Source organism: Streptomyces sp. SAI-170, assembly GCF_049739565.1.
GTDB lineage: Bacteria > Actinomycetota > Actinomycetes > Streptomycetales > Streptomycetaceae > Streptomyces.
Genome location: NZ_JBMGQD010000001.1, coordinates 393963 through 407344, shown reverse-complemented (window position 1 = coordinate 407344; position 13382 = coordinate 393963). Strand labels below are relative to the sequence as shown.

The following is a 13382-nucleotide window of genomic DNA, read 5'->3' as shown; positions in this document are numbered from 1 at the left end:
CGGGCTCGAATCCAGCGCTTGCTCACTCCCACCTTCTCATGTCAGGCTACCTGACATTCCTGGCGGAGTCCGATCACGGGAGAACCCATGACCATCGAGTACGCCACCCGCTACCGGCAGGCCTCACGGATACCCGCGGAGCCCGGCAAGCCGTACTTCATCGAGAAGGGCGAGGGCGACCGCGCGCATCTGTTCGGCGACCTGATCACGATCTACGCGGGCGGGGAGCAGACCGAGAACACCTTCAACTTCTTCACCGTCGAGGGCCCCAAGGGCGACCTCATCCCCGCGCACCTGCACACCGACACCCACGAGGTCTTCTACGTCACCCACGGCGCCGTCCGGCTGTTCGTCGAGGACACCGAGGGCGACCAGCAGGAGAAGCTGCTCCTTCCCGGCGACTTCGGCTTCGTGCCGAAGAACTGCCGGCACGCCTACCGCATGGAGCGCCATCACAGCCAGGTCGTCGGCGTCGCCGCCGGTCCTGGCGGCACCTTCGAGCGGTTCTTCGAGAACCTCGGCGCGCCCACCGAGCAACTGGGCCTGCCGCACCAGCCGGTCGTCCCCGAACCCCGCAAGTTCGCCAGCGTCCCCGAGCAGTACGACGTGCGCTTCCTGCCCGACCACCAGTGGAGGACGCGATGACAGACAGCGGACCCGCACTGCGGGAACTCATCGGCGCACCCCACCCCGACCACGCTCCACTGCCGCCCGGCACACCGCGCGAACCCGGCGTACGCGAACGGCGCGGCATTCCCTACGGCAACCTCGAAGGCAGCCGTCCACTGGAACTCGACCTGTGGCTGCCCGAGACCGTCCGCGACGAGCCCCTGCCCCTGGTGCTGTTCGTGCACGGCGGCGCCTGGCGACGAGGGCGGCGCGACGACATGGGCATGCGCACACGCCACTGGAGTCCCGGCCCCTTCACACGCATCGCGGCCGCCGGTCTCGCTGTCGCCTGCGTCGACTACCGCCTCAGCGGCGAGGCCACCTTCCCCGCCCCGCTGGACGATCTGCACGCTGCCCTGCGCTGGCTGACGCTGCGCTCCGCCGAGCTCGGGATCGACACCGCGCGGACCGTCGTATGGGGCGAGTCCGCCGGCGGACACCTCGCCTCACTCCTCGCCCTGTCCCGCTCCGCCCCGTCGCCGGCCGGCGCCGTGATCTGGTACGGACCGAGCGACCTGACTGCCGCCCGGGGCTGGTTCACTCCCGAAGACGCCGGCACCCCCGAGGCACTCCTGCTCGGCGCGGCCCCGTCAGCCGCCCCGGAACGCGCCCGCGCGGCGAGCCCACTCGCCCAGGTCCGCCCCGGCGCCCCTCCGTTCCTCCTCGTCCACGGCGAGGAGGACACCATGGTGGCCTGCTCACACAGCCAGTCCCTGGCCGCTGCACTGAAAGAGGCCGGATCGCCGGTCGAACTGTGGACGGTACCCGGCGCCGACCACGGCTGGCACGGGCTCCCTGACGCGCAGGTGGAGGAGATCTTCACCCGCTCTCTGTCGTTCACGCGCCGCCTCGTGACGTGAGGGAGGCATACGGTCCGGCCGGCGAGACCAGAGGGCCGATGAGCGGAACGGATATCGTCCCGGCATGACACAAGGGTTCGATCTCGCCGCGTCGCTCGCCAGGGGCGTCGAAGGCCGCAGTGGTGCTTGGGCCTTCATCCAGGGCTTCGCCGCCCACTGGGCGGGCCCGGCGCTGGGAAACGACGACGGATGGACGGAAGCCGAACTCGACGCTGCCGAGGAGAGGTTGGGCGTCCGGCTGCCGGCGGCGCTGCGCGAGGCGTATCGACTGTTCGGCCGCCGACAGGATCTCACCAGCAACCACGATGTGCTGCTCAGCCCAGCGGAGCTCTACGTCGACGAGGCCAAGGAGGCACTGGTCTTCCGCCATGAGAACCAGGGAGCCGCATCCTGGGGCGTCCTCCTCGACAGCCTCCAGAACGACGACCCCGCGGTGCTCATCCGGCTCGACCTCGCCGACAAGAGCGCCGAGCGGTGGGAGGAATGGCTGGAGCGCCTTTCCCTCTGCTTCGTCGAGATCATCCTGTCGGAGTCCCTCCAGGCCGACGAAGAGCTCTGCGACTACCTCGACCCCGACGGCGACAGCCTCGACCTGCTGGAGACGAACTTCGTCCGACTGCCCTTCCCTGCATACCCCATCGGCGAGGAGACCCGCTGGTTCCTGGGCCACGACGTCCTCCTACGCGATGACGACGGCGCGGCCGTCCTGGCCCGCGGCCGGACGGCAGACGACCTCGACCGTGTTCGGGACCTGATCCCGGGGGATTGGCTCAACGACTGTCGCTGACCATGGGGGAGCCGGCGCACTGTGCAATGTCTAGAGCTCGTCCAACACGTCGAAGCGCAAGCCGCTCGACCCGCCGCCGGAGCCGCTCGCCTTGCGGCGCGTGGTCCAGGAGTGCGGTGCTCCGTCCTGCCACCGGGTGAACTGGCGACTGCGCTCGACTCGGATGCCGGAGCGTGGTACCTCCTCCTCGAACAGCCAGTCCGTCTCGCGCAGGAGACGGCCCAGAGGCGTCTGAGGGTAGGTCTCGTCGCGGAGCAGACCGGTGAGGCGGAAGCGGATCGACTCCATGTCGGCGAGAACCTCCGGCACCAACGGGTACCAGTGTGCGGGGACTTCGGTCGTCACCAAGTAGCGCGGGGCGGCGCCGGGTTCAGCCGCGGGGCGTGGCCGGGCGGTGGTGGTCCAGCGCTCGTGTCGGTCGACGCGCTCGCCGGCGCGGTCGGCGACGGACTCCTCGACGGCCCAGGCGAGGTTGGCCTGTTCGTCACGCAGCAGCACCACCGACTCCACCGGAGCGCTCTCCAGGCCGCGCGGCAGCGAGGCGGGGCGGTACATCCAGGGCGAGGGCGGGGTGGACAGGTCAGGAGCGCCGCGCGATGCGTAGGCCGTGTCGCCCAGTCCGTAGAGGTTCCAGGTGACGCTGTCGTCGGCGGTGGCGTGGAAGAGGGGGGTCCGGTCGCCGAACACGTCGGTGACGGTGCAGTCCACGACGCGGCTCAGGGATCCGACGGCGAGCGGCAGCGGGATGCAGAACCAGTCGCTGTTGTACACCGTGGCGAAAGCGACGAGCATCAGCCGCCCCAGGTCGGCCGGGGAGGCGTCGACGGAGCCGAAGTCGATGCGGGCGTCCTCCATCTCCCAGAAGCGGGACACCGGCATGCCGCCGTAGACCGCGGGTGTCGGGATGATTCTGCGGCCGTCCCTCCTGATCGCGGTCTCGTCGACCGGCAGTTGGGTGTCCGGCGCGTCCACGGCCCACCAGTCGAGGTGGCCGCCGTGGTATTCCTCCGCACGCAGTTCGAGGCCCGGCAGGCTGGAGGCGGACACCTCGAACGCGTACTCCAGCCGTTTGGTGTTCCACGCATCGGGCGGCGGGGACGCCTCGGCCTCCTCCACCACCGGCACGCGCGCCTGCCACCAGGACAACCAGGCTGCCGCCGCGGCGGCCAGGGCTTCGCGGGCCGTGCCGGTCTCGGGGGCGTCGAACTCCTTGGCGGCCGTCTCGTCGTGCTCGGCCAGGCGCGCTGCCCAGGGAGCGAGGGCGACCGGGTCGGGCAGCCTGTCGCGCACGGCCGCGGACAGTCCGGTCGGGGCTAGCGGGCCCTCGGCGTCGAAGGGGCAGATCCGGGCGAAGGCCGGCAGCAGGTCGACAAGTCCGGCGCCGGCCAGCGCCCGACGCCAGCGCAGCGCGCCCGCCGTCATCAGCCGGGCGTCCGGACCCTCCACCGGTTCCTGTTCGACCAGCTCCTCCAACACCGTCGTGGCCGAGTCGTACGGCTGCCAGTCGGCCTCGGCACTGCTGCGCCATTGGTCCAGCCGGTGGGTCTCCTGGGCGATCGAGACCGACACCGGGGAGGCGGCGTCCTCGCCCCGGAACTCCCCGAACCCGTACTGGCGGGCGAGGAACCACGCGGCGTCGGCGGTCCGTGCGGCGAGCGCCTCCTCCATGCCGGTGTCACGTGGCACGGGCTCGTACCTGAACATGGTGGTCATAGCGGCAGCCCTCCATGCTCCGGCCTGACCCACTGCACGGGCAGCAGCCCACGCAGGGCGAAGAGGTCGGTGAGGTCCATGCCCCGCAGCCGGGCCAGGGCGAAGGTCTCCTCGACGACGGCGTGGACATCCTGCATCCGCCAGCCCCGCTGAGGGTCGGGCGGCAAGGCCAGCAGCAGTGCCTGCGGGGCGCGTGCGTCGGGCTGGTTGTAGTGGAAGGCGAGCCCGCCCAGCTCCTCCTGCTCTGCGGTGTCACCCCTTGCCGGCTCGGGCACGGTCTCGGTCCAGGCGTCCACGACCAGCCCGGCGATCCGGGCGGGATCGGGCGTGCCGTCGGTGCGCAACACCGCACAGTGGTGCGGGGCGGGCTGCCGACGGGATGGTACGGGAGCCGGGCCGCGCGCGATCCACGGTTGCCCGGTGGGCACTTGGGCCACGACGGAGGTGCAGGGTGCCGTGCCGGCCAGTGTCTCGGCGGCCGCCAGCGCGTCACCCAGGACGCCGGCCTGCGGCCTGACCCGTTCCATCTCCAGCAGCCAGTCCGCGACCGCGTCCTCGTCGGCGCCCTGCGGGGCAGGGCCGGTCAGCGCAGCCGCGGCGGCGCTGCCGTCGAGGCGGAGCACGGGCAGAACCGGCAGCGTCCGGCCGAAGACCGAGGAGACTGCCGTACGGAGCTGGGTGACCCATTCCAGCACCGCCGACGGATCCTGCGGCGGAGGTCCCGGCAGCGGGGGCAGCGGCTCGGCCCGGAATCGGCCCAGTACCGCTCGCGCCTGCTCGCCCAGCGCCTCCACCTGCTCGGCGTCGGCCGTCGGCCAGGCGTTGGGCACCCCGAGGCCGGCGAGGATCTCCAGTCTGCGCACCACCGCGTCCGCCGTGTCCGGCAACTCCTCGAACTCCTCGTCCAGTTCCGCGAGCGAGGAGGTGACCGCCGTGTGCCACGCCGTGACCCGCGCCGCCAGTTCGGGAAGGTCGTCAGCCGACCAGTCGGCGCCCGCCGTGGTGTCCAGGTCGGTGACGAGCAGAGGCCGTCCGGCGGCCAGCACATCGGCCAGCGCCTGGCAGAGCAGCTGCAGTTCGGCGAACCGCGCCGCTCCGGGCTCGGTGACCGCCGCGCCCGCGGGTGCTTGACGCAGGAGCCGCCGTGCGAGGGTGCCGCCCGGGTCCCCCAGAGCGGTGGATACCTGGTCCGCCCGGTGGGCGAAGAGCCCCGCGCCGAGCACCGTCTCCAGCGCGCAGACTCCGAGGTCGGCCAGGCCGACCGGGGTGGGCGAGTCCGGGTCGCCGAAGGCGAAGCTCCAGCCCGAGGCAGGGCCGAGGCGGGTCTGGCACCACCGCTCCAGGGCGGGATCGAGGGCAGCCAGCGGCCGGTCCGCCGCCCAGCCCTCGGTTCCGGTCATGGGAGTCAGCAGGCCGAGGCGGTGGGTGACGTCGACGGCGGCGCGCGGGGTGCGCAGTACGTCGAAGTCCTGGGGGAGGTTGTCGCCGCGCGCGATGCCGTCGGCGGCCTGGCCGGCGCGCAGCGGGTTGCCCGCGACGAGGTGGTGCACGCTTTCGGCGAGCAGCAGGTCGCCGACGGCGTCGACGGTGGCCGCCACCTCGTCGACAAGCGGGAGAGCCTGGTCCAGCAGAGGCAGGAGGTCGTCGGAGAGCTGGGAGCGGAGGGGTTCCAGGTTCTGGAGGTCCCGGCCGTTCGCCAGAAAGTCGGCGACCAACGCCTGGCCGTCGACCACGTCGCGGGCGGCCGTCGCCGTACGCGCCTCCTCGCTGCCCGGCGCTTCCGGATCGGCGAGGCGCGGCGTGGGATAGCTCATGCGGAACGCGTTGATCAGCTGGTCCAGGTCAGCGTCGTGCAGCGCACGCTCGAGCCGGTAGCCCAGCAGCGCGCCGAGCGTCTGGCCGGACCGGATGCCGTCCACCACGGCGAGTGCCTTGCGCACGCGGCTCGCCCTGAGGTCGATGCAGAAGGCCTCGTCGTCGGTGTGGCTGAGCCAGCCCGAGCGCAGGACGGCGGCGGTGGTGGCCTGGTGCATGGAGGGTGCCATGAGATAGCCGTCGTTGCTCTGCCCGGACGTCCTGTCCTCACCGGAGTCGCCTCCGGTGGGCTCTCCGGTGTCGGCGGGAATCCCGCCCAAGAGCCAGGCGTTCCGGGCCTCTTCGTCCTCGGGCATCTCGTCACCACCCTCGGGCACCTCGCCACTGCCCTCAGGTGTCCCCTCACCGCCTTCAGCGACCTCTTCACCGGCCTCCCCGTCCCCGTCCTGTCCGGCCACCAGCTCATCGTCCTCCGGATCGGTGGGCACGCTCGGCGGTTCCCAGCCCCGGGGGTGCAGATCCGTGACCCAGCCGTACGCGCCGAGGTGGGTGCCCTCGGGGCGGTCGCGGCGCTGCCGTTCGAGCCGGGCCGAGGCGACGGATGTGATCCACGCGTCCAGGCGGTGGGACTGGGTGTCCAGCACCTCGCAGAGCAGCCGCTCCAACCGCGGCAGGTCCCCGGACGCCATGCCTTCGGCGATGACGAGCCGGTCGATGGCCACAGCCGCCCAGTCGAACAGGTCCGCAACGGTGCCGTCGGGGACCGTCACCTGATCGTCCAGCAGGCTCACGACGGGTTCCAGCGATCCACCGGCCTGTATGCGCTGCTGCAGCCGCTGGTAGTACATGTACAGAACGATGGTGGCGAAGTGGTACCAGAGCCCGAGCCGGCCGTCGCGCAGCCCCTTGAAGGCAGGGGCCAGGTCGAACATCGGCTGGAGGACCTCGGCCGAGGGGTCGCCGTGCTCGGCCATTGCCTCGCCGACGCCGCGCAGGACGCCGTGGAGCGTGCCGAGCGGTCCGGCGTTCAACAGCTCCTGGAGTTCCGGTGATGCCTCGTCGACGACGGAGAACTCCAGGGGAAACGGCGGGATCTCCAGGTCAGGTGGCTCCAGCCAGGCGAAATAGCTGTTGGTGGGGACGCCGACCGGGGTGTCGGGCACGGGCAGTACGGGCGGGTCGACGGGCACCTGCTGCACGAAGCGCACCCTGCGGGAGGCCGGCAGCCGGTGCAGCAGGTCGTTGATGACCTCGTCGGGGTCGAACCGGCTGCCGACACTCGGCGCACGCCAGGACTCCGACTCCGCGAAGCTCCGGAACCCCTGTATGTGGTCGAAGATCCGCGGGTCGACCTCGGTGCCGTGCCACAGGTCGAGCGAGGTGGCGGGCAGGATGCCGTACGGCTGTCGGCCGACGCGCAGCGTGGGCAACTGGCCCCGGGCGCGCACGTGGTCGATGAAGTGCGAGACGAGGAAGGCCAGATCCACCGGGGTGTCGGCGTCGTAGGCACGCCACCTGGTGGACGCGGCGCCCATCGCGCCGATCGCCGCGTGCAGTTCCGTGAGCAGGTCGTGGTCGTCCAGGTCGAGACCGTCGGCGGTCTCGGCCACGACGCGTCCGGCGGCAGGACCGAGGGCCAGGGCGATCCGGGCGGCGGCGTGGGGATCTCCCGGGGGAAGGTCGCCGAGGGCGGCGCCCTGCGCGTCGGCCTCCTCGGGGGTCGGCGGAGGCATGCGGGTGCGCCAGGCGGACCTGGTGGCGTCGGTGTTGTTGGTGGGTGTGCCGGTGGGCAGCACGGCCAGGCCGTCGGTGCAGCGGTGTGCGTCGAGCAGGGTGCCGATCAGCCCCTCGGTGTTCTCCGAGGTTCCGCCCCGCACGCCCGTGACGGTGACCAGTGCGAAATCGGGCCGCATCTCGCCCTCGATGAGGACTTTGACTCCCATGCCCACGCGGACGGCCTCGTCGAAGTCGCTCAGCCAGGCGGGGGGCTCGGGCGAGTCCGGGCCGGGGCCGACGTCGAGCACCTCGGGGATGGACGCGCCCTCCTCCCGCCAGAGCAGCACGGGCTGATCGTCGTCGTCGGCCTCGTAGCCGGAGAACACCAGCCGGTCGGGAAGCACGTAGCTGTGCGCAGCCCGGGTCCAGGTGCCCTCACGCATCTGCGGCTGCGCCTCCCACGGTTCCGGTGACGGCCCGGTGACGCCGGCCGGGGTCTCCGTGTCCGGCGGCTCCGTCCGGCTGGGCCGCAGCGCCTTCACCGCCCAGGCGGCCCGTCCGGGGCCGATGGCGGTGACGAGCCGCGTCCAGGCGCTCTCACGGCGCTCGTAGTGGGGGCCCGCGGCCCACACCTCGCGCCAGTACGCCTCGGTGGCGGTCCGTTCGGCCGCCGTGAGGGTGGGATCGAGGGAGTCGATGTGGATGTCGTCGGGGTAGGCGCGGATCATCAGCTCCAGGCCGGCCTCTCCGTCGTTGCGGTACACCGTCTCCAGGCGGAGCGGGAGGAGGAGCAGCGGGTCGGCTCCGCTGTCGTCGTCCCAGAGACCGGGTTCCGCGGAGGCCAGTTCGCGGTAGGCCTCGCGAGCGGCGTCGTGGCGCGTCTCCTGCGCGGCTGCGTCGTCCTGCGCGACCGTGAGTTGTTCTCCCAGATCCGGATCTGCGGCCAGCATGCGCTTGACGCACATGGCCAGTTCCGCGCGGGACCGGTCCCGGGCCATCCGGGCGTCGCGGACCTCCTGGTGGGCCCGCGCCGTTTCCAGGTCGACGCTCACTGCGGCTCTCCGATCAGTTTGCGGGCCGACATCAGGACCCTGAAGGGACGCTGCAGGGACACCATCGCCACCGTGGCTGCGTTCCACCGATCCGGTGGCTGCTCCTGCGCGGGTGTCGTGGGCGCCACGGAGAGATCGGCGAAGCCGCCTTCCGGGACCTCCCGCCAGGTGAGGTCCGACCAGTGCTCATAGCGGTCGGAAGTGGTGTCGAACCCGAAGCGCATCCGGTAACTGTTCTCGGCGAGCACGAACCACCAGTCGTGGATGTCCCCGTCCAGCACGAAGGTGTAGGCGACCGTCCGCTCGTCCAGGGTGAGCACCATCTTCGGGTGCTGCCACGTGCCCTCGGCGAGGTCGTCGGCATCGCTCACCGACGACGCCGGTACGGCGGCGACGAGCAGGTTGGGATACCGGTTCACGAGGCGGCCCCGGATGAGCAGGACGTCGACGTCGCCGGCGCCCTCCGAGAGTTGGTAGCCGAGTCCCTTCTCCCGGACCCAGCTGTGCACCGGCGGGACGTCCGGCGCGCCGTCCGGACGGGGCCAGAAGTGGGTGAAGGGGCTGCCGCGCAGGTCGGTGGGGTACTCGCGCCAGCGCATCTCGCGATTCATCTCGTCGTTCACGCCGACCATGAAGGAGGCGATGAAGGGCGCGTTCGCCTGGAGGAGCACGGCCCGGTCGTCGGGGATCGTCGCCGAGCCCGGCAGGAACCAGTCGGGGATGTCGTTCTGCAGGGCCAGGGCCATGGGCGCGGCGAAGTCGGGGGTGGCCATGATGGGTTCGCCCGGCGCTTCGGGCATGGTGAACGTGTCGTCGTCCGACAGGCTGACGATCTGGCTGTCCAGCCTGGCCGAGAGCAGGGGGGCGGGGTCGAGGGCCTCGGTGAGGCGGCTGTTCATCGTGTCCGCGTCGACGGGCACGCCGAACTCCAGGATGTGTGTCCCGGGGTCGTCGGTCATCGAGGCGGTCGGCGCCAGCGCGGTGTCGGGGTCGACGAGCGTCATGACGGCGTCCGGGGGCCGCACGGCGAAGGCCGAGGACACGTCCCCGACCAGGTTCTCCGGGCCGGCTACGGACAGGGCCCGGAACAGCCGCGTCGCCCCGGTGAGAGGCTCCTCCTCCGGCTCGGGGGCCGCCGCGAGGGTGGCGGCCGGACCTTCCAGGAGCGCGGTGATCGCGCCCGCCTGGGTGTCGAAGCCGTTCGCCATGGCCGAGGGGGCCATGGCCGACAGAAGCCTGATTCGCTCTGCGTCACGCACCTCACCGGTGGCGCGCACCGCATTGCTCACCACGGCGTTGAGTTCGTTCGCGTCCTCGCCTTCCATCGGCTCCGGTTGCGTGGAGCGGGTCACCATCGCCGTCGGCAGCGGCGGCAGCAGCTCGCCGCTGAGCGTGCGACGTGCGTACGACTCACCGTCGAGGCCCGCGTGCCGGGCCAGGGGTCCCCGGCGCCGCAGCAGCCGCCGCAGAGCGGGCGCGACCAGCTCGTTCGGGGCGGGGCTGACTGCGACCTCCGTCTTCAGCGGCAGCCCGCTGTCGGTACGGACGCGGTCGCGTGTGGGGGCGGCGAATCCGAGTGTCTCGTCCGGCGCGAGCGGCTGCACATGGCGCCGGTGCACGGACCCGGACACCGCGGTGCAGAATGCGGTGCGGTTGAGCAGCCGGTTGGCGTCTCGGACGGCTCCGATCTGGTTCCACGCCCCGGCCATCAGCCACTCCTGGTTGTCCCGCACCCAGCCGGCGCCGAGGGAGGCCGCGATCCGGGTCTCCGGATCGAGATTGAGCTCTTCGAGCCACCCCATGAGATGGTCGTCGAGCCGGTCGCGTACGGCCGGATGGCCGCCGTACAGGGGCGGGGCGACCACGCCCTCCCTGCCTCGGTCGAGGTACACGGCGACCCGCTCCTCGAAGTCGGCCAGGGCGGTCTCCGCCCCTTCGTCCTCGGGAGTGTCGACCAGCTGGAGCGCGCCTTGCACGGTGATGGTCTGCCGGGTGCCGGGTGGCCCGTCGGAGGCGAGCGGATCGTCGTACAGCCAGGGCTCGGTGATGTCGACGGTCCGCCCCGCCAGCAGGGCGCTCTCCTCGGGCGACAACGGGACGATCGCGGTGGCGAGTTGCTCGAAGTCGCCCGCCTCGCCGGTACGGAACTGCCAGCTGTGGTACACGGGCAGCCGGACGACGCCCTGGCCCGGCCACCAGGCGTCGCCGTGCGGTTCGGCGTCGGTGAGCCCGCCGGTGAGCCCGGCCACGACACCGCCTTGGAAGGCCGGCACGACACAGGCGGTGTAGTCGATGTTCGACCTCAGCCGCAGTGGACACAGCAGCCGCGAGGTCAGCGGCTCCGACCGGCCCGCCGGGCGTTGCACGTGGGCCCACTGCCAGGACTGCCCCAGCGACGGAAGGGCGGCTGTGTCCACGTCCACGAACGGCAGCGCGCGACCGCTCTGCAGCGGGTGCGCGGCGGTCTCCAGGGCGACCAGGACCAGCCAGGGGCGCAGCCTGCCGCCGTCGGCGCGCGCGGGCGTGAACAGCCACGGCAGTTCGGGTGCGTCGAACTCGATGCAGGGCATGTAGTTCGGCTCGGTGTCCTGGATGCCGGGCGGCGGGTCTACCCGTAGGACGCGCCGGGTGTCGATTCCGATGACGCCTTCCGGCCCGAGCATCCGCAGGTCCCCGAGCGGTGGCCGGACCGTCACCTCCTGGTCGGGCCCGAGGAGGGTGAGTTCGGGGCTGATCAGGGCCGGCCCGTCGGGCACGGTGCTGCTGAGCGCCGCGCCGATCGAGCTCTGCATGTACGGGGCGAACTCCAACTCCTCGGCCATCAGGTGCCCACCTCCCAGGCTTCGACGGCCCGTACGCCGGCCAGAGCGCCGCAGCGCAGGCGCAGCTCCGCGTCCGTGGGCGTCGGCCCGGCGTCCGTCTCGACGGGCGCCATGGACCAGGTCGACACCGCGGCGATCGGCGCCCGGTCGGTCACGAGAAGGGTGAGCTGGGTCTGCCACCAGCGCGGATCCCGTACGGAGGTCGCGACGGCCAGGTCCTCGGCGTCCGCGAGCGCGGCGATGCGCATGAACCGCAGCAGGTCCAGGGGCCGCTGCGGACGGGGGTCCGGGACCACCCTCGTCTCCCAGGCCAGCGTGGCCCTGACGAACGCGTCGTTCTCCGGCTCGGAGATGTCGGCCGAGAAGCGCCTGCCCGAGCGGTAGGTCTCGTACGCGGGGCGGGTCATCTGCTCGTCCTCGCTGAGCTTTCGGAACTGGCCGGGGGCGAAGGAGTCCACGGTCGGCCCGTCGTCGGCGTCCGCTCCGCCGAGGGTGGAGGAGCCGATGTCCCAGTGCTCGGCGGGCTCGACCACCGACGGGCCGAAGCGCTCGATGTCGACCCCGAAGGGCAGGACACGCTGCCGCGCGACGATGGTGCCGTGCGGATGGACCAGGCTGCCGTCGCCGATCAGCCGGTTGGCGGCCGGGGACAGCAGCACGGGCAGGTACTCGCCCTTGCCGGGCGGCATGGCGCTCCACGCCTCAGGGCGGGCGAACGCCTTCTCGAGCCTGCCTCGCAGGTCCGCGGGCTCGGCCGGCACGGCGGGCGGGGGATTGCCCCAGCGCTCGTCGAAGTCGAAGGAGGCGCTGAACAGGAACAGGTCGATGCTTCCGCGCCCGACCGCGTGCCAGGGCGCGGGCCCTTCCAGCGTGAGCGAGAAGGCGATGCCGAGCAGCGTCTCCCCGAACACCTCGACGGACACCGAGCCACGCATGTCGGCGGTGAACGACAGGGTGGGTTCCCGGCGGATCAGTACGTCGAGCCCGAACTGGCCGCGCAGCCCGCAGTCGGCGATCTCGGCGACCAGGGAGATCCGGGCCCCGAACTGGAGAGTGTTGCTGGTGATCGCGACGTACGCCTGACAGCGCAGCTGCATCCACGGCAGCGGCGAGAGGTTCATGGTCAGCCGGCGCAGCGCGGGCACGCCCCGCGGGACCGGGTACGCCGGGTGGAAGCCGCCCGCGCTCAGGACCAACACCGGGTCGGGGCTGCCCCGGCTGAGCAGTACGACGTCCCCTTCGAGCGGTACCCCCGCCATGTGCGAGCCGGTGAGGCTCGCCATCAGCAGCGCGCTGGGCTCGGCGCTGTCGTACTGTCCGGCAAAGGTGGCCTGGAGGTGGATCAGCGGCACCGCCGGGTCGGGCACCGAGACCCGGAGCACTCCGAGCAGTGACAGCCGTACGGGATCCGGAAGCTCGGCCACGACGGCCGCCGAGAGGGAGACGAGCCGTCCGCCCCAGGAGACCTGGAACATCGGCCCGACGACGGCGCGCCCGGGTGCGGTGGGGAACAGCGCAGGCAGCCGGGGCACGACCCGCTGTGCCGCGGCCACGGGGTCGGGGGGAAACAGCAGCTCGGCGGCCGTGCCATCGGCGATGGCGGCGATAAGGGCGTCCTGGTTCACCGCCTTGTTGACGCCCACCACGCCGCCCACGCCGCTGAGGGAGAAGCCGAGGCCGAGCTGGAGGCCGGGCGGGGGGAAGACGGCGCCGATCAACGCGATGAACGCCGGGCCGCCCGGTGCGGCGAGGTCCAGTTGCCCGAAGGCGGTCACCGTCGTGGCCGGCACAGCCGCGCTCAGCACACCGGAGTAGGCATCGGGCTGCCGGCGTTCCAGCCGACCGCGCAGTCGCACCGGAGGCAGGGTGGTGTCGATCTCCAGTTTCGTCGGGTCGACCGCCAGCCCTGCCAGATCGAGTCCGAAGATGCCGCCCATGTCATACCTCG

7 protein-coding genes are annotated in these 13382 nt (G+C 72.0%); 3 read left to right on the top strand and 4 right to left on the bottom strand.

What is annotated here, in order from left to right; all coding sequences use genetic code 11:
* Positions 1-87 precede the first annotated feature (87 nt).
* The 3 genes from RKD23_RS01790 to RKD23_RS01780 all read left to right on the top strand — a co-directional run bounded on the left by RKD23_RS01790 (position 88) and on the right by RKD23_RS01780 (position 2316).
* Entirely contained in the window at positions 88-645 is a 558-nt protein-coding gene (locus RKD23_RS01790) for a quercetin 2,3-dioxygenase (protein WP_424851930.1), read from the top strand.
* A complete protein-coding gene (locus RKD23_RS01785; RefSeq protein WP_424851929.1) occupies positions 642-1529 on the top strand; it encodes an alpha/beta hydrolase fold domain-containing protein in 888 nt (295 codons plus the stop codon). The genes RKD23_RS01790 and RKD23_RS01785 overlap by 4 nt, the downstream gene beginning before the upstream one ends.
* Positions 1530-1593: 64 nt before the next feature.
* Entirely contained in the window at positions 1594-2316 is a 723-nt protein-coding gene (locus tag RKD23_RS01780; protein WP_424851928.1) for an SMI1/KNR4 family protein, read from the top strand.
* 30 nt (positions 2317-2346) lie between these two features.
* Here the strand turns inward: RKD23_RS01780 and RKD23_RS01775 are convergent, their stop codons facing one another.
* Genes RKD23_RS01775 through RKD23_RS01760 form a run of 4 tightly spaced genes read right to left on the bottom strand, consistent with a single transcriptional unit; the run spans position 2347 to position 13371 of the window.
* Positions 2347-4029 (bottom strand): hypothetical protein, encoded by a 1683-nt coding sequence (locus RKD23_RS01775; RefSeq protein WP_424851927.1) that lies wholly within the window; start codon positions 4027-4029, stop codon positions 2347-2349.
* A complete protein-coding gene (locus tag RKD23_RS01770) occupies positions 4026-8612 on the bottom strand; it encodes a hypothetical protein (protein WP_424851926.1) in 4587 nt (1528 codons plus the stop codon). The genes RKD23_RS01775 and RKD23_RS01770 overlap by 4 nt, the downstream gene beginning before the upstream one ends.
* Positions 8609-11434 (bottom strand): hypothetical protein, encoded by a 2826-nt coding sequence (locus RKD23_RS01765; RefSeq protein WP_424851925.1) that lies wholly within the window; start codon positions 11432-11434, stop codon positions 8609-8611. Before RKD23_RS01765 ends, RKD23_RS01770 begins: the two co-directional genes overlap by 4 nt.
* A complete protein-coding gene (locus RKD23_RS01760) occupies positions 11434-13371 on the bottom strand; it encodes a DUF6603 domain-containing protein (protein ID WP_424851924.1) in 1938 nt (645 codons plus the stop codon). The genes RKD23_RS01765 and RKD23_RS01760 overlap by 1 nt, the downstream gene beginning before the upstream one ends.
* Positions 13372-13382 lie beyond the last annotated feature (11 nt).

What these genes read in the sequence shown, in the direction of transcription:
- RKD23_RS01790 (WP_424851930.1), top strand. Translation starts at nt 88, where the DNA reads ATGACCATCGAGTACGCCACCCGCTACCGGCAGGCCTCACGGATACCC.
- RKD23_RS01760 (WP_424851924.1), bottom strand. Translation starts at nt 13,371, where the DNA reads ATGGGCGGCATCTTCGGACTCGATCTGGCAGGGCTGGCGGTCGACCCG.
- RKD23_RS01775 (WP_424851927.1), bottom strand. Translation starts at nt 4,029, where the DNA reads ATGACCACCATGTTCAGGTACGAGCCCGTGCCACGTGACACCGGCATG.
- RKD23_RS01785 (WP_424851929.1), top strand. Translation starts at nt 642, where the DNA reads ATGACAGACAGCGGACCCGCACTGCGGGAACTCATCGGCGCACCCCAC.
- RKD23_RS01780 (WP_424851928.1), top strand. Translation starts at nt 1,594, where the DNA reads ATGACACAAGGGTTCGATCTCGCCGCGTCGCTCGCCAGGGGCGTCGAA.
- RKD23_RS01765 (WP_424851925.1), bottom strand. Translation starts at nt 11,434, where the DNA reads ATGGCCGAGGAGTTGGAGTTCGCCCCGTACATGCAGAGCTCGATCGGC.